The following is a 15,906-nucleotide window of genomic DNA, read 5'->3' as shown; positions in this document are numbered from 1 at the left end:
TAATCCATGAGTGAAACTCCCTCGCCCTCGACTACCGAGGAGGATTCCGCGGACGCGTCGTCGGTGTCGAAGAAGAAGTCGCCTTTCTGGCGGGGCTTCTGGCTGACCTTTCTGGTCGTGTCGCTCGCGTACGCCTGGTACTGTTTTTACGTGCCGAACAACGACATCGCCTGGGCCGGCAATTTTGCCGCGGCCGAGCAGCAGGCGGCTGCCTCGGGCAAGCCGATGGTGCTCTACTTCACCGGCCAGTGGTGCGTGCCCTGCCGAGTGATGAAGCGGCAAGTGTGGGCGGACGACGAAGTGAAGACCGCGGTGAACGCCGATTTCGTGCCGGTGATGATCGACGTGGATGACCCGCAGGATGAATCGCTCGTCGCCCGCTACAATGTGCGCGGCACCCCGATCACGATCATCACCGATTCCGCAGGCAACGCCCTCCGCTGGCGCGTCGGGGGAATCAGCAAGGCCGAGTTTCTGGAGTTACTTCGGGAGCCAACTCCGACGGCTGCCGAAGAGGGGTAGCGGTGAGCTGGGGCGTTGCAGATGTGCTGCACTCATCGTTCGCTATGTCGTTGCACTTCTATCATCACTTCGCGGCCGAAACGTTGTTCGATCGTTCGTCCGACGCCATCGCACTGATTGATATCGGCTCCTAAGTTAACGAGGAGCCCCATCATTTTTACGTTGGGAGAGTTGCTGTAGACGCCGGCCCAGAACAACGGAGGGCTATCGTCGGCGTCCCTCAAGTTGGGATCGGCCCCATGTTCTGCCAAGAATCGCACGACATCGTACAGGCCTCGCCCAACCGCAAGGTGAAATGCCGGAAAAAGCCCTGCATTGGGATTCGCCCCCGCAGTCAGGAGCAAGTCGAACAGCTCGCGGTTGAAGCTCTGCTCATTGCAACCTTCGATGGCCATCTTGAGCGGAGTGTCCCCATCGTCGGCGATGTAGTTTACCTGCCCCCCGAACTCCAGCAACACGCGAACGAGTTCGGTCCTACCGAGCAGGCACGCCGACATCAGAGGCGTTTCGCCAGAGCCGTCAGTTTCGTGCACGTATTCAGGATTTGCCTGGCAGTACTCGCGGACTTCTTCCACGGTTAGTTCGCGAAGATCTTCGAGGTGCGACTGTGAGTGCATGGGGAGATTCTCTGCAAGTTAGGTAGAGCAGGCAAGCTCCTCATCTTGGCGCTTTTCTCTCGCTATTGGCCACTTGCTGCGATACAATACACCTGTTCACTGAGTGTGAGGGAGGTGCTGTCGTGGTTCGCTGCGTCGGTGGTTTTGTGCTGCGCGTTGGTGGAGTTCGTGTGGGGTGTCCCTGCTCGCTGCTTATCCTTTCCCCTTCCCCCATTTTCAATTTGCCCGCTGTTTTAAGCCCTGATTTTTGTTTCCCACCGGTGGGAAAGTATAATGCTCTGTTCCCTGTCCACTGACATATGCAAGTGCTTTTGTGGTAATGACTTACGGCCAACGAAGGGGTGCGAGAATAGATTCCCAACGGATCGTATGTGGGAAATGGGAACATTGGGAAATTACCTAATTCCTTGGCAATTCACGACTTGCGGAAATCGCAATGTTCCCACGTGGGAATCTATTTTCCCGCCTAAGGGGTTATGCGCAGGTCGCGGAACCCTTGGCATCGGCCTGGGGTTGGATAGCCTGACCACTGTTTTGGATGTTCTTGTCTTCTACTCACTCAGGAACCTTGTCATGTTCCGATTTGCTTTGCTCGTAGCTGGTGTCGTGTCGTGCATGGCGGCGGCCGCTGTGGCCGAGGGGCGCAACGCTGGGCGCGTCGCCCGCGAGGTCGATCGCCTGCTGGCCGAGGAGCTATTCACCGACTCGGTCGAGCTGGCTCCCCAGACCGACGACGCGACGTTCCTGCGGCGGGTGTGGTTGGACCTGGTCGGCGATATCCCCTCGCCCGAGCATGTCACCGCTTTCCTGCTCGATCCTTCCGACAGCAAACGCGACCGGGTGATTCGCGACCTCCTGGCGAGCGAGCAGTACGGGCAGAACTGGGCTCGCTACTGGCGCGACGTCATCATGTATCGCCGCATTGAAGATCGAGCGGTGATTGCGAGCAACGCGGTGGTGACCCTGCTGACCGATGAGCTGAACGCGGGCACCGGCTGGGACGAAGTGGCTACCCGTTTCATCACTAGCTCTGGCGACGTGCAAGACAACGGGGCCACGGCCATCATGATGGCTCAGGATGGTCGTACCGAAGAGACCACGGCCGAGATCTCGCGCATCTTCCTCGGCATCCAGATTCAGTGTGCTCAGTGTCACGATCATCCTTACGATCGCTGGAAGCGAGAGCAGTTTCACGAGCTGGCCGCGTTCTTTCCCCGCACCGCGGTCCGCCCAGTGAACTCCACGACGCGGCGCAGCTTCGAGGTAGTGAGCAACGATAGCCCAGCTAACAATCGACGGGGTGGCGACAACGCGAACCGTCGCGGGACCCCGGAGCACTACATGCCCGACCTCGACGACCCCGCGGCCGAAGGAACACGCATGGAGCCGAAGTTCTTCCTGACCGGGGCCGAGGTGCCGCTCGGAACGCGCGATGCGGAGCGTCGCGAGCGCATTGCCGAATGGATGACCGACAGCGAGTGGTTTGCCAAGGCGTATGTGAATCGTATGTGGGCCGAGTTGGTGGGCGAGGGATTTTACGAGCCGGTCGACGACATCGGACCCGATCGCACACCAAGTGGTGGCAAGGCGATGGAGTACCTGAGCGAGGAGTTTGCCGCCAGCGGGTACAACCCCAAGTGGCTGATGCGGGTGATCCTAAGCACCGAGGCCTACCAGCGCGAAACCCGCCCTCGTCGCCTGCCCGATGCGGTGCCATTCACGGCCAACGTGGCGCAACCGCTCCGCGGCGACCAGCTTTTCAACAGTTTGCTGACCACGCTGGAGCTCGACGAAGCGACGATTCGTTCGATGGTCTCCGCAAACGGTCGGGCTTACGGCGTGCAGTCAACTCCGCGTTTGGCTTTCGACGTAGCGTTTGGCTTCGATCCCTCGGAGCCCCGCGAGACCGTGACCAGCAGCATTCCACAAGCCTTGGCGATGATGAATACACCGCAAATCAATGCGGCTGTCTCGGCAGGTCGGCGGTTGCGTCCGACCTCGCTCGGCAAACTGTTACGCGACGAGGAGGACGACGAACTGGTGACCAGCGAGTTGTTCCTCCGCACGCTCTGTCGCGAACCGACGACCGAGGAACTCGCGCAGGTGTCCGCCTATCAGCAATCGGTCGGCGATCGCACCGAGACCTACGAGGACTTACTTTGGTCGCTCATCAATTCCACCGAGTACGCGTATCGCAAGTAAGTGCGTCGCCCATTGCCATTCCCCTTTCCAAATCCCCAGCCGAACCCATTGCCATGTCGTACCAACTGCAACACCATATTCGCGTGCGGGCAAACAAGCATGGTCTCACTGCGCGACGCGACTTTCTCAAAGCGGTCGGCGCGGCAGCAACCGCGGCCGGCGCGCTCAGCTTTACCGATGCTCTCAGCCTGGCCGCGAGTGATCTTCGCAAGCAAAACAAGGCGTGCATTCTGCTGTGGATGGCTGGCGGGCCGAGCCAGTTCGAGACCTTCAGCCCCAAGCCCGATCACGAGAACGGCGGCGCGACCAAGGCCATTTCGACCGCGGTCTCCGGCATTCAAATCGCCGAAAACCTGCCGCGCGTCGCCGACGTGATGGACGAGATCGCCATCGTGCGGTCGATGACCAGCAAGGAAGGTTCGCACCCGCGGGCGAGCTTCTACATGCACCACGGGTACTTGCCGATGGGGGGAGTGAAGTTCCCCACGCTCGGTTCGAATGTCGTGCATCAGATCGGCGATGCGGCGAGCGAGTTGCCGAGTTTCGTACGGATCGGCGGGCGGTCGCAAGGCACCGGCAACGGAGGATTCCTCGGCGTCGACTACGATCCCCTCACGCTGCAGAACGCGACCAAGCCACCGCAAAATAGCACGCCGGCTACGTCGCGATCGCGTTACGAGCGGCGGTTAACGTTGCTGCAAGGTTTGGACAATCGCTTTGCCGAGGTCGAGGGAACCGATCTGGTGAACGACCATCGCAAGTTGGTGGATGCCGCCAGCGAGATGATCTTGAGCCCGCAGATGGAAGCCTTTGACATCGAGCGGGAAACGAACCAGATGCGCGACGCGTACGGGCGGACCGACTTCGGCGCGAGTTGCTTGATGGCCCGCCGGCTCGTGGAGCGTGGGGTGACCTTCGTCGAAGTGAACGTGGGGGGATGGGACACGCACGATAACAACTTCGAGCGGGTCGCAACGCTTACCAACCAGGTGGATCAGCCGATGGCTCAGTTGATTGCGGATCTTCGCCAACGCGGCATGCTCGACAACACCCTCGTGGTGTGGATGGGCGAGTTCGGGCGGACTCCGAAGATCAACGGCCGCAACGGTCGCGATCACTACCCGCGGGCGTTCAACGTCGCCTTGGCCGGCGGCGGCGTTCGCGGCGGGCAGGTGATCGGCAGCACCAACGCAGCAGGCACCGAAGTGGTCGACCGCCCGGTGCAGGTCAAGGAGTTGTTCGCCAGCATCTACTCGCTGCTGGGCATTGATTACACGCACGAAAACATGAGCCTGATCGGGCGACCGATTCGACTTGTGGACGAAGGAGAACCAGTAACCGAATTGTGGAGTTAGCTCACCGAGAACCGAAAGCCGAACACGCGCGAGGTGGTTTGCCAGACCATGGATCAGCGAGCTATCATGAATGGCAATCCTATGAACTTCGACATGCTACTACTCGGCGATAATCTCCTACGGCTATCGATGGCCGCGCTGGCTGGCGGTGTGTTGGGGCTCGAACGCGAGCTTTCGGGACACTGGGCCGGCTTGCGAACCCACATGGTCGTCGCCATCGGGGCCAGCATGTTTGTAAGCCTGGGATTATATATCGCGACAAGCGGATCGCAGCAAACGGTCGATCCGAACGCAGCCGCCCGAGTGGTGCAATGAGTCGCCGCGGGCATCGGCTTTCTCGGTGCCGGAACCATCCTGAAACTGCAAGATCGGCAGAAGATCCAAGGACTGACCACCGCGAGCAGCATTTGGTTGGCTGCAGCGTTGGGCTCGGTTGCCGGGTTCGGCCGCTACGAGTTGATGGTGGCCGGCATGATTGTGGCCATCATCATTCTGGTGGTGCTAAAACCGATTGAGAAGCGAATGGATGCTGCTCATAAGAAACACCACGCGGCAAGCGAACTAAAGGATCATCCTCCTTAAGCCGAGCGAGAATGCTCTTCGCTCGCGCGACGGAGCGTTACCCCCAGACGTACTTCGAGTCGAACTCGTCGCTGCTCCAGTCGACTCCGCGGCCGTTAGCGATCGAGGGCCAGTACAAGTCGGGCGGAATCTGAAAACAATGCCGCGCTCGTTGGTCGAGCCAAATGGTGAACGAAGCTTCGAGGGTCACCAGGTCGTCGCCTGATTCATGACTCCAGTAAGTGACGGTCTGATGCTGACAGTCGACACAGATTTGATCGCCGTTTTCCTCTTCGATCAGAGGGAGCCAATGGTACAGGTTCGGCGCATTGCACTGCTCGAAGGAGACCTGATGGTAATGAGTAAACCCTAATTGATCGGTGCACCAACGCTGCCGCAGCAGGCGGAGCTCCTGAAGCTCAGGAAGGTAGGCGTTGCCCCACACCCCCTGCGGAGTGTCCTCCCAGGCCATGGTGAACCCGTTGCTGCAGCTGGTATAGAACTCCGCCAGGTCGGCCGGCAGCCGAAAGCCAAGCTCGGCTTCGAACGCCTTGATCTCAGCCAGTTCGATAGCCGCAGCCTGCGTAAACTCGACCTCGATACCGAGCGACTCAAGATGAGCGATTGCGTGTTGCAGCAATTGATTGGAATTCATCAGGGCTCAGGAGGGGACGCGGGATCGAAAGGCGGGGACGCTGGCTATTTGTTGAAACTATAGCTTGGGAACGGGAGTAGTAGTTGTGAGTGAAAGCGCCGTGCTTTGATGCAAGTGTAACGCTAACAACAATCTAATGCTCCGCCAGTTTCCGCTGTTCTGCCTGGCGGTGTTCATGACAAACTCGCGGGAGGAATCGACGGTTCGACTCAATTATAGGTTGGGCCAACGGGCATAGACACCGCTTTCGAGGCGGCGGTTCGTGGAGGTCGCCAGGTACAGTGGGCCGCTGGCCGGTGGCTGACCGCAGTGTCCGAACAGCCCGTCGGACAGATAGGCCGCGAGTTCGGCCGGGCCGACGCCTGGCGTGTGGCACGTAGCGACCACGAATCGACGTGCGTCGTGCGTGAGTTCGCGAATCAGCTCGAGCAGCTTCGGCAGGTCGCGGGCCAGACGCCAGTCCTCGCCTTTGGGCCCGTGCCCGTAGCTGGGAGGATCGAGCACGACGCCGTGGTACTGGTTGCCACGCTTGAGCTCACGCCGGCAGTACTTCACTGCGTCTTCAACGATCCAGCGGATCGGCGCATCGCCGAGGCCCGAAGCCTCGGCATTCGCGCGGGCCGTCGCGACCGAGGGTTTCGAAGCGTCGACATGGGTGACCTCGGCCCCAGCGGCAGCCGCCGCCAGGGTGCTACCGCCGGTGTAGCCGAACAGGTTCAGCACCCGACAAGGTTGCCCGGTGCGAGTCGCCTGACGGGCGATCCATCGCCAGTTGTCGAATTGCTCGGGGAACAAGCCGACCTGTCCAGTCGGCAGGCAGTCGACTGCCATGCGAAAGGATCGCTGCTCGTCGAGCGGAATGGCAATGGTCGATGGCAGTTCGGTCTTGGCCGCTGGCAATCGCTTCCAGCGACCTTCGGTCATGCGATCGCCGGTGTAGCGAGCAACCGCTTCGCTCCAGGCGGTCTTGTCGAGCACATGCTTCGTTTCCGCCTGCGGAGCTGGGCGGTCGAACCGCAGCGTGCCAAACCGTTCGAGCTTACGCCCATCGCCGAAGTCCAGCAGTTCGTAATCCGCCCAGTGCGTCATAAATGAAAACGAAACGTAGCCGAGAGAACGGGAGGCAAACCATCAAACGAACGGGTAGCGAAGCACTACTGGTCGGACTTCGCGTCGGCTTCGTCTTCCGGCAGCAGCGGTTTTACCAGCGAGGTCCACAGCTCGTAGCCTTTGTCGTTCAGGTGCAGACCGTCGTTGCGGAACAGCTCCTCACGCGGCTTGCCTTGGTCGTCGAGCATCGGATTCCAGACGTCGATGTAGGTCAGCCAGTCCTCGGCTTCGCACTGCTTGGCGATGCGGGCGTTGGCGTCCTGAATGGTTTCGGCCAGGCGCCAGCGGGAGATGCTCGGCTTGATCGCGATGTACCCGATCTTGGTTTCGGGCAGGGCTTCGTGGATCAGCTTGACCAGCTTGCCAAAGTCGTCGCCCACTCGCTCGGCCGACTTACCACCTGCCAGGTCGTTGTCGCCAGCGTAGATGATCACCGTCTGCGGCTTGTGCTTGAGCACCAGCAGCTCGACGTTGCGAATCGAATCGCTGAGCTGCGAGCCGCCGAAGCCGCGGTTCAGTGGGGCGGGCTCCATGTCGGGGAGCGATTTGGGGAGATCCCACAGCCGGATGCTGGAGCTGCCGACGAACACTACCCCCCCTTCGGCGGGCGATTGCTCGGTGTCCTGCTTCGCGAACTCGGCCATTTCTTTGGCCCAAGGCACGTTTTCGGCCGCCCACATCTGGCCAACAGGCAGCGTGAATAGCAGGGAAAACAGCAGTAGTCGCGGTAAAGCTCGATTCGCGTAAATCATAAGGTTTCCACCTATAAACAAGTGCCATATAATGACTAGTTCGCGCCGACACCAACGAAAAAGCCCGCTTAACCGCAAGGATGCCATCGATGCCCGCTTCCGATATCGTGATCAAAGGAGCCCGCGAGCACAACCTCCGCGACGTCGACGTGCAGTTGCCGCGGAACAAGCTGATTTGTCTGACGGGCGTCTCGGGCTCGGGAAAAAGCTCGCTAGCATTCGATACTTTGTACGCCGAAGGACAGCGGCGGTACGTCGAGAGCCTGTCGACCTTCGCCCGGCAGTTTCTCGGCCAGATGCCGAAACCCGACGTCGATCACCTGAGTGGATTGTCGCCGTCGATCTCGATTTCGCAGAAATCGTCTGGCACCAACCCTCGGTCGACTGTCGGAACGATCACCGAGATCTACGACTTTCTGCGGGTGCTGTACGCCCGAGTGGGGTTAGGGCACTGCCCAAAGTGCGACCGGCCGATCACCGCACAGACCCGCGAGCAGATCATCGGCCACATTTCGATGCTCCCGGCGAAGACCAAGTTCAAGGTGCTAGCGCCGGTAGTGCGTCAGCAGAAAGGGGAGTTCCGCGACCTGTTCGAGGACCTGCTGAAGCAGGGGTACGTGCGGGCGCGGGTGGATGGCAACATCGTGTCGCTCTCCGAAAACCAGTCGCTCGATCGCCAGATGCGGCACGATATCGAGGTGGTCGTCGACCGAATCACGGCCGGGCCGGCCATGCGAGGTCGTCTGGGCGAGGCGGTCGACACCGCCCTGAAGCTCGGCTCAGGCAGCCTGATCGTGGCCGTCGAACAGGACGAAGACGAGCAGGTGCCGAAGGCCAAACGGACCAAGCGCCGCCGAGTCGGCGTGCGCGAAGGCGACATCGTGCTCTCCAGTCACTTCGCCTGCACCAGTTGCGGGCTGAGTTTCGAGCAGCCGACTCCGCAGATGTTCAGCTTCAACAGCCCGCAAGGCATGTGCCTCGACTGCGACGGGCTCGGCGAGTACTACAGTTTCGATCCCGAGCTGCTCGCGCCCGATCCCACGCTTTCGTTCGCCAAAGGGGCGATCGACTTGGTGGGCAAGTGGAAGGACCTGGGCCGCTGGAAACGCCACATCTACAAGGGGGTAGCCGACACCATCGAGCGGAAGTGGGAGCTGGAAGAAGGCACCTTACTCGAAACTCCCTGGGGTGAGCTGAGCGACGATCTGCGCAACGTTTGGCTCTGGGGCACCGGCGACGAGCACATTACCTACACCTGGCGAGCTGGCAAGAGCAGCCAGAAGTACGGCGGCGAGTTCGAAGGCATCATCGCCGAGCTGTTGGACAAGTATCGCACGTCGAAGAGTTCGTCGCTTATCAAGAAACTCGAAGGCTACATGCGGGTGCTCGGCTGCACCGAGTGCAACGGCGCCAGACTCAATGCCCAAGCTCGCTCGGTGCGACTTACGACGACTGCTCCGCGATTCGCCGACCGCGCGAGTCTGTCGCTGCCGGATGTCTGTAACTTGCCAGTCAGCGATGCGGCCGAGTTCTTTACCGACCTCACCCTCGAAGGCGCGCAAGCACTGATCGCGACCGAAGTGCTCAAGGAAATTCGTGGTCGACTCGGTTTCTTGACCAACGTGGGGCTCGAGTACCTTTCGCTCAATCGAACCGCTCCCACCCTCTCGGGCGGCGAGACGCAACGTATTCGCCTGGCGGGGCAAATTGGTTGCGGTCTGGTCGGCGTGCTCTACATTCTCGACGAACCCTCTATCGGACTGCATCCCCGCGATAACGACCGGTTGCTCGCGACCCTCGAACAGCTTCGTGATATGGGCAACACGGTCGTCGTGGTCGAGCATGACGAAGACACCATGCGGGCGGCCGATTACCTGGTCGACTTCGGCCCCGGCCCCGGCGTGAAAGGGGGCTACGTCGTCGCCACTGGCACCTCGGAGCAAATCGCCAAAAGCAAAAAGAGCGTAACTGGAGCGTTTCTGTCGGGCCGGCGGGAGATCCCGGTTCCAGAGACCCGCCGCGAAGTAGTGGCTGCTTCTGAAGCCCAAGACGAGACCGAAGCGACCCCGATGCTGAGCATCCTCAACGCTCGGCACAACAACCTGAAAGGAGTCGACTTCGAGGTGCCGCTCGGCAAGTTTGTATGCGTGACCGGCGTGAGCGGCTCGGGCAAGAGTTCGCTGGTCTCCGACATTCTGATGGAAGCGTTGCGACGCGATCTGATGAACGGCAAAGGCGAGCCCGGCGCACACGACGCCATCGAAGGACTCGACAATCTCGACAAGGTGATTTCGATCGATCAATCGCCGATCGGCCGCACGCCGCGTTCGAATCCGGCGACCTACATCAAAGTGTTCGACGAAATCCGCAAGCTCTACGCTCAGCTGCCCGAGTCGAAGCGGCGCGGCTACAAGCCAGGGCGGTTCAGCTTTAATGTGAATGGCGGCCGCTGCGAAGCCTGCGACGGCAACGGGGCGAACAAGCTCGAGATGGACTTCCTGGCCGACATCTGGGTGACCTGCCCGGTGTGCGAAGGGCATCGGTTCAATCGCGAAACGTTGGCCGTGCAGTACAAAGAGAAGAGCATCTCGGACGTGCTGGAGATGGACATTCAGGAAGCGCTCGCGCACTTCGAAGCCATTCCTCCGATTGCCGATAAGCTGCAGACCTTGCACGCGGTGGGACTCGATTACCTGAAGCTCGGTCAGCCTTCGCCGACACTCTCCGGCGGTGAAGCCCAGCGGGTGAAACTCGCCCGCGAGTTGGTGAAAAAGTCGACGGGCAAAACATTATACGTGCTCGACGAGCCGACCACCGGTTTGCACTTTGCCGACATCGAACTGCTACTCCAGGTGCTGCACGACTTTGTCGACGCCGGCAATACGGTGCTGGTGGTCGAGCACAATCTCGACGTGATCAAGACCGCCGACTGGCTGATCGACATCGGTCCCGAAGGGGGCCGCGATGGCGGTAAGGTCGTCGTGGCCGGCACGCCCGAGCAGGTCGCCGAATACGCCCAAACGCGCAAGTCGAAGCGGGGCGACGAGGCCATGCGATCGCACACCGGCGAGGCCCTCGGCCCGATTCTCGATGGCACACACACGTCGATCGTCAAAGCCAAGAAGGCGACTGCCGGCACGGTGAAGGAGGCAAAGTTCATCGAAGTCCGTGGTGCCGAGCAGCACAACCTCCGCCGAGTGGATGTGAAGATCCCCCGCGAGCAATTCACGGTTTGCTGCGGGCCGAGCGGTTCGGGCAAGACCTCGCTGGCGATGGATACGATCTATGCCGAGGGGCAGCGTCGGTACGTCGAAAGCCTGAGCAGCTACGCCCGCCAGTTCGTGGGGCAGATGCAGAAGCCTGCACTGGAACACATCGAAGGACTCTCGCCGGCGATTGCCATCGAGCAACGCAATACGGGGCACACTCCGCGTTCGACGGTTGGTACGGTCACCGAAATTTACGATTACTTCCGGGTGCTGTTCGCTCGGCTTGGTACGTTGCATTGCCCCGAGTGCGAGATTGCTGTCGGCACGCAGACGGTCGACAACATCGTGGACAAAGTGATTTCCGAGCCGGAGGGAACCAAGCTCTATCTGCTGGCCCCGGTCGACGTGGAAGTCGGCGACGAATACGACAAGCTGTGGGCGTCGCTCAGCGAGCAGGGGTACCTGAGGGTGCGGATCGATGGCACCACTCACTCGCTCGACGAAGTGCCAACCCTCACCCGCCGACGGAAGCATGAGGTCGAAGTAGTGATCGACCGCGTGACCATCAGGAAGGAAGGTCGCGGGCGACTGGCCGAGAGCATCGAGAACGCCCTGGCGGTCGGCAAAGGGGTGATGCGAGTCGCCTACGTGCAGGACGATCAATCGGAGCCTCGTTGGCGAACCAAGACCCACAGCCAGCACCTGGTGTGCGAGTCGTGCGGTCGCAGCTTCACGCAACTCACCCCGCATAGCTTCTCGTTCAATAGCTCGCTCGGCTGGTGCGGTGCGTGCGAAGGACTGGGGACTCAAGTCGGGGCCAACTTATCGGCCTTGCTGCGTGACGAAGAGCTAACGCTTGCCAATGGAGCGGTGCTACTGTGGCCGAACGTGAGTCTGCCAGTGTCGCAGGCGATGCTCGAAGGACTAAGCCGACACACCGGCGTGCCGGTCGACGTGCCGTTCAGCAAGCTCAGCGCCAAGCAGCGGCGAGTCGTGCTGTACGGTACCGAGAACGAATGGATCGAAGTGGGAGCCAGCGACTCTGGAGGGAAGGGCGGTCCGCAGTTCAAGTACCAGTTCAAGGGACTCTACCCCGCGCTGGAAGAAGCCTCGCGACTATCGCAGCGACTGCGCGGTGCACTCGAAGACCTGGTGGGCGAGATCGAATGTAGCGAGTGCGGTGGTAGCCGGCTGCGCGACGACGCGGCCGCGGTGCGGTTCCACGATCAGACCATCGATCAGATCACGCGGACCCCGCTCGGCGAGTTGCTCGACACGGTCAACAAGTGGAAGCTCAACGCTCGCGAGAAGAAGGTTGCCGGCGAGCTGGTGAAGGAAGTTGCGAATCGGCTCACCTTCCTGGTGGATGTTGGGCTCGACTACCTGACCATCGGCCGCAGTGCGCCGACCCTCTCGGGCGGCGAGTCGCAACGCATTCGCCTGGCCAGCCAGGTCGGTAGCGGCCTGGTCGGCGTGTTGTACGTGCTCGACGAGCCGACCATCGGTCTGCATCCCCGCGACAACACCCGCTTGATTGCTGCATTGCACAAGCTGCGAAATCTGGGCAACACGCTGCTGGTGGTCGAACACGACCGCGAGGTGGTCGAGAGTGCCGACTCGCTGCTCGACTTCGGCCCCGCGGCCGGACGGCTAGGTGGCGACATCGTCGCCCGTGGTACTCCTGCCCAGGTCGCGAAGAAACGAGCCAGCGTGACTGGGCCTTACCTGAGCGGTAAGAAAGCGATCGCCATCCCCAGCAATCGTCGCATCGAGAGCGTGGAGTATAGCGAGCCCAAGGGCAAGAGCGAGCGGCCCCACTCGGTGACCTTTACTCCGCCGACGTCGACGCTGTCGATCATTGGAGCCCGCCACAACAACCTGAAGAACATCTCGGTCGATATTCCGCTCGGTACGCTCACCGCAGTGACTGGCGTGTCGGGAAGCGGCAAGAGTTCGCTGGTAGAAGACGTGCTGTACAACACGCTCGCGCGGTCGTTGCATCGAGCCAGCACAGTGCCTGGCGCTCACGACGCAATCGAGGGGCTGGAACGCATCAATAAGGTGATTCGAGTCGATCAGCAACCGCTCGGCAACACGCCGACTTCGAATCCGGCGACCTACACCGGAGTGTTCGATCTGATCCGGCAACTGTTCGCGCAGCTGCCTGCCTCGAAGCTCCGCGGCTACACCGCGCGGCAGTTTAGCTTCAACGTGGCCGGCGGGCGGTGCGATGCCTGCGAAGGGGCTGGCGAGTACTGCGTTGAAATGCACTTCCTGCCCGACGTGTGGATCACCTGCGAGACGTGTGGCGGCAAACGCTACAACCCCGATACGCTCAGCGTGAAGTATCGCGGCAAGACGATTGCCGACGTGCTGGCGATGAGTTGCCGCGAAGGCCTGGAGCTGTTTGAGAACATCCCCAAAATTCGCCGCGTGCTGCAAACGCTATGCGACGTCGGACTCGACTACCTTACGCTGGGGCAGAGCGCTCCCACGCTCTCGGGCGGTGAAGCCCAGCGGGTGAAGCTGGCCGCCGAACTCGCCCGCCCCGACACTGGGCAAACGCTCTATCTGCTCGACGAACCGACGACCGGTCTGCACTTCGACGACCTGGCAAAGCTGCTGGATGTGTTGCATCGACTCGTGGACCTTGGCAACACGGTGGTGGTGATCGAACACAACCTCGACGTGATCAAGACTTGCGACTGGCTCATCGACATCGGCCCCGAAGCTGGCCGAGGAGGCGGCGAAGTCGTGCATTGCGGCACGCCTGAGATGCTGGTGGAGTATGCCAAGCAGCAGAACGGCAAGAAGTCTAAGAAGAAGGCACCGCCGATCTCCTACACCGGCATCGCACTGCAACCGATGCTCGAGGCCGGCCCTTACGAGAAGCGTAAGGTATACGATCCGTATGCGGCCGAAGCGGAACGCGAAGGGGATGTGGATCTCGATAAGGTGGGCGAGAACACCAAGATGCCCTGGGAGGTCGACGGCCGTCACTGGCACACGGTGGAACGCGTCGCCCGCGATGGCGACGCCTGCCGATGGGAAGGAGAGATCCTCGAACGCGTCGAGCGCGAGATTCACGAACTGGGCGACTTCGCCCCCACGAACTGGAATCACCGTTCAGTTGTCGAGGTGACAGGCCATACGAAGAGCGATGGTTGGTTCTTCCACGCGATCACCGCGGAGAAGTGGCTACTGAAAATGAAGTTTCGCGCTGCAAAGCGGACCTTCGATCGCGATAAGCTGTTGGCCGATATCAACTTACCTCCGCTGAACGATCTGGACGACGTGGAAGCCTATGGCAGTGGCCCCCGGGTGAAGTGCAAGAACCTCACTGGTCCCTGGCAAGAAGTGCAACTGGCCGTGCACACGTTCGAGGAAATCGATAAGCCGGAGTTCTGGAAGTTCCTCAAGCGGGCGGTCGAAGGTTTCGATAGCTTCACCAAGCGTAAAGAGAAGAACCCCGAAGATCTGATGCCCTGGAAGGTACTCGGCCAGAAATGGCATACCACGCGTAAGGGGTTTGCTCCCGGCAAGAAGGTCGCCTGGCCAGTGGAAATGCTTGAGGAGCTGTTCGAGATGCTCCACGCGGTTGCTCCCAAGGGGCAGTTCCTCTGGAACAACAAGGTACTTGTGCACCTCATGGCGCCGGGCTCGAAGGAGCCGTGGGCGACGGTGGTGACCAAGCGACCCGAGAACGTCGAGCTGGTGCTCAACGGGCCGAAGGGGGCGTTTCAGTTAGGGCGTGTCACCGATTTAGGGTCGGAGCAAATGCTCGACAACGAAGGGGATCAGCGCGACCGAGTACGGTTGCACTTCACCTCGCTCGACGACCTGCATCGGGGGGATCTCGAGGGATTTCTCCGCGAGCATTTGGACGTCGTGCAAGGCGCAGGTGTGGGGTAGAATTAACCGCACAGAGTTGCACGCGGTGGGCGGATACGCTCACTGGGGTTCCTGAAAGCACACTGGGAAAAGCCGCATGAAGTGAGCAGATCGCCTAATTTTGCCTATAGTGCAATACTAGGATTGCTGCGTCGAAACGTCCGATGCGCTTGGCATGGGAATTGCTTTTTAATCCCCCTTGCGGAATTTATTTTCGAGTTCAGCGACTGGGGTCAGCTATGGAAAACGTGACAGCTAACGAAAGCCAGCAACAAACGGCTTATCTGTTTGGAGATGACGAGTGGAAGCATCTAGGCAAGCGGCTTTCGCTGTCGAAGCGCGAACTCGAAATCGTCCAACTGGTGTTTACCAGCAAGTCCGAGGCGGAGATCTCCAAGGACTTGGCCATCTCGCCACACACGGTCCACACCCACTTGGGACGCTTGTATCACAAGCTCGGTGTGAACAGTCGAGTGGAGTTGGTGGTGAAGATCATGGAACGATACCATGAGTTCTGCCGCGAGCACGACAGTGTACTCGAGCCGATTTGCAATCGTCGCTCAGCAGGCGAATGCCCGTTCGACGAAAAGAACCGCCAGAATGGTTCTAGTCCTTCGGCAAATGGCCAACACTCGACTGGAAGTACTTCTTGCGGCGAGTAACCTCCTCTTCCTGATGCTCGGCCGCTTGCTGTTGCTCGAGGTCGCTCAGGTTCGCCGTACAGAGTCGACAGCGTGCCACTTCAAGGTGGAAACGGATGAAGTCCGTCTCGTCATCGGTCAACACACCGAGCAGATAGCTCCCTAGTTTGCTGCGATCGGGACAACTCAGGCGGTGCCGCCGCCAGATGCTACCGATGGTATGCACTCCCGCGTCGCGGCGACCTACCACGGCCTTGAGTTGTTCGCGCAAGGCATCGCTGTCGCGTAGCGCCTCTTCAATCTCTGCCATCAATTCCGGTGGCAGGGCTTCGTCGAGATAGGCTTCGAGCGTGGGATTATCGTAGTTTTCGGACATAGCAATCGCGGCAGA

10 protein-coding genes and 1 pseudogene are annotated in these 15,906 nt (G+C 60.5%); 6 read left to right on the top strand and 5 right to left on the bottom strand.

Features of this window, described 5'->3' with window-relative positions; translation table 11 throughout:
- Positions 1-6 precede the first annotated feature (6 nt).
- Positions 7-522, top strand: a complete 516-nt coding sequence (locus tag Pan181_RS24310) for a thioredoxin family protein (protein WP_145251353.1) — start codon at positions 7-9, stop codon at positions 520-522.
- A gap of 32 nt (positions 523-554) precedes the next feature.
- On the opposite strand, the gene Pan181_RS24305 is transcribed toward Pan181_RS24310, so the two are convergent.
- Positions 555-1,139, bottom strand: a complete 585-nt coding sequence (locus tag Pan181_RS24305; protein ID WP_145251351.1) for an ankyrin repeat domain-containing protein — start codon at positions 1,137-1,139, stop codon at positions 555-557.
- 573 nt (positions 1,140-1,712) lie between these two features.
- Here Pan181_RS24305 and Pan181_RS24300 point away from each other — a divergent pair.
- The 3 genes and pseudogenes from Pan181_RS24300 to Pan181_RS26720 all read left to right on the top strand — a co-directional run bounded on the left by Pan181_RS24300 (position 1,713) and on the right by Pan181_RS26720 (position 5,278).
- On the top strand, positions 1,713-3,341 hold the full coding sequence (locus tag Pan181_RS24300) for a DUF1549 domain-containing protein (RefSeq protein WP_197528663.1): 1,629 nt from the start codon (positions 1,713-1,715) through the stop codon (positions 3,339-3,341).
- Positions 3,342-3,394: 53 nt separating this feature from the next.
- The gene (locus Pan181_RS24295; RefSeq protein WP_145251347.1) at positions 3,395-4,696 is read left to right on the top strand and encodes a DUF1501 domain-containing protein; all 1,302 of its coding nucleotides are present in this window, start codon (positions 3,395-3,397) and stop codon (positions 4,694-4,696) included.
- 48 nt (positions 4,697-4,744) lie between these two features.
- Positions 4,745-5,278, top strand: a pseudogene (locus tag Pan181_RS26720) (MgtC/SapB family protein).
- 37 nt (positions 5,279-5,315) lie between these two features.
- Here Pan181_RS26720 and Pan181_RS24285 read toward each other — a convergent pair.
- The 3 genes from Pan181_RS24285 to Pan181_RS24275 form a co-directional block, all read right to left on the bottom strand.
- A complete protein-coding gene (locus Pan181_RS24285; protein WP_145251345.1) occupies positions 5,316-5,912 on the bottom strand; it encodes an SMI1/KNR4 family protein in 597 nt (198 codons plus the stop codon).
- 213 nt (positions 5,913-6,125) lie between these two features.
- Positions 6,126-7,001: a class I SAM-dependent methyltransferase gene (locus tag Pan181_RS24280; protein ID WP_145251343.1), complete on the bottom strand. Its 876-nt coding sequence runs from the start codon at positions 6,999-7,001 to the stop codon at positions 6,126-6,128.
- 65 nt (positions 7,002-7,066) lie between these two features.
- Complete coding sequence (locus tag Pan181_RS24275; protein ID WP_197528661.1) at positions 7,067-7,774, bottom strand: SGNH/GDSL hydrolase family protein; 708 nt, start codon at positions 7,772-7,774, stop codon at positions 7,067-7,069.
- An 89-nt stretch (positions 7,775-7,863) separates the two neighbouring features.
- Here Pan181_RS24275 and uvrA point away from each other — a divergent pair, with 89 nt between their 5' ends.
- Together uvrA and Pan181_RS24265 are read left to right on the top strand one after the other, a co-directional pair.
- Entirely contained in the window at positions 7,864-14,895 is a 7,032-nt protein-coding gene (gene uvrA / locus Pan181_RS24270; RefSeq protein WP_145251339.1) for an excinuclease ABC subunit UvrA, read from the top strand.
- Positions 14,896-15,113: 218 nt separating this feature from the next.
- A complete protein-coding gene (locus Pan181_RS24265) occupies positions 15,114-15,536 on the top strand; it encodes a helix-turn-helix transcriptional regulator (RefSeq protein WP_197528660.1) in 423 nt (140 codons plus the stop codon).
- Here Pan181_RS24265 and Pan181_RS24260 read toward each other — a convergent pair.
- Positions 15,481-15,891, bottom strand: a complete 411-nt coding sequence (locus tag Pan181_RS24260; RefSeq protein WP_145251335.1) for a hypothetical protein — start codon at positions 15,889-15,891, stop codon at positions 15,481-15,483. The two genes, Pan181_RS24265 and Pan181_RS24260, sit on opposite strands and share 56 nt — an antisense overlap.
- Positions 15,892-15,906 lie beyond the last annotated feature (15 nt).

It is taken from the genome of Aeoliella mucimassa (genome assembly GCF_007748035.1).
Lineage (GTDB): Bacteria > Planctomycetota > Planctomycetia > Pirellulales > Lacipirellulaceae > Aeoliella > Aeoliella mucimassa.
This window is presented reverse-complemented; position numbering and strand designations above follow the sequence as displayed.